Source organism: Vibrio sp. 378 (assembly GCF_033339435.1).
In genome coordinates, this window is sequence record NZ_JAWOUO010000109.1 from 1 (window position 1) to 1,198 (window position 1,198).

Here is a 1,198-nt window from a genome sequence, read left to right on the forward strand (position 1 = left end):
GGTAATCCCCCCGAAAAACTGAGGTGCTCATAAGTAGAATTTTCTCGTATCTTGAACGCAGGAGGTTCTACATGAAAACATCACGCTTTAGCGATGCACAGATCATCGCCATCCTCAAGCAGGCCGAGTCTGGTTCACCCGTCCCTGAGCTCTGCCGTGAGCATGGCATCAGCTCCGCCACCTTCTACAAGTGGCGCTCCAAATTCGGTGGCATGGATGCCTCTCTCATGGCGCGCCTCAAAGAGCTGGAAGAGGAAAATCGTCGCCTTAAGAAGATGTATGCCGAGGAGCGCCTAAAGGCTGAGATCATCTCCGAGGCGATGGCAAAAAAGTGGTGACGCCATCTGCCCGCAGGGAGATGGCGACCAAGGCTGTGGCTCATTACGCCATTTCTATCCGTCTGGCTTGCCAGGTGTTCAAGGTGAGCGAGGGTTGCTACCGTTATCAGCCCGTGCTGGCTGATGAAAACCAGGAGATTGCCGACTGGCTGCTGCGCCTCACCGCCAACCAGCGCAACTGGGGTTTCGGACTGTGCTTCCTGTACCTGCGTAACGTCAAAGGCTTTGGCTGGAACCACAAGCGGGTCTACCGGATCTATCGGGCGCTAGAGCTCAATCTGCGGATAAAACCCAAGAAGCGGCTAGTGCGGGCCAAGCCGGAGCCGTTGGCAGTCCCTGACCAACCGAATCACTGTTGGTCGATGGACTTTATGCATGACCAGCTCAGCGATGGTCGTTCGGTGCGGTTGTTTAATGTGATCGATGACTTCAATCGCGAAGCACTGTGCATCGAGGTGGATTTTTCCTTGCCTGCCTCGCGAGTCAAACGGGTGCTGGAGCAGGTCATCGAGTGGCGGGGCAAACCAGCCGCTATCCGCTGTGATAATGGTCCGGAATACATCAGCGAAGAGCTCAAGCAATGGGCGCAGCAGAAGAGGATTGCGCTGAGGTATATCCAGCCAGGCAACCCGCAGCAGAATGCCTACATAGAGCGATTTAACCGCACTGTGCGTTACGACTGGTTGGGCCATTACCTGTTTGAGTCACTGAATGAGTTACAGGAATTTGCCACGAACTGGCTGTGGGTTTATAACCATGAGCGGCCCAATATGGCGCTGGGCGGCTACACGCCGAAACAGCGCTTGGCACAGGCCGCATGACCTCTACTTTTGAGTGCCCCTAAAAATGGGGGGATTACC

At 55.1% G+C, this 1,198-nt stretch carries 1 protein-coding gene; it reads left to right on the forward strand.

From position 1 onward, the window contains the following. The first annotated feature begins 71 nt into the window (after positions 1-71). Positions 72-1,159 (forward strand): IS3-like element ISAs22 family transposase gene (locus R7Q48_RS24445; protein WP_088821966.1). Its coding sequence is split into 2 segments (ribosomal slippage): positions 72-324 and positions 324-1,159, totalling 1,089 coding nucleotides; the frame shifts between segments, so codons are not numbered across the junction. The last annotated feature ends 39 nt before the right edge of the window (positions 1,160-1,198 follow it).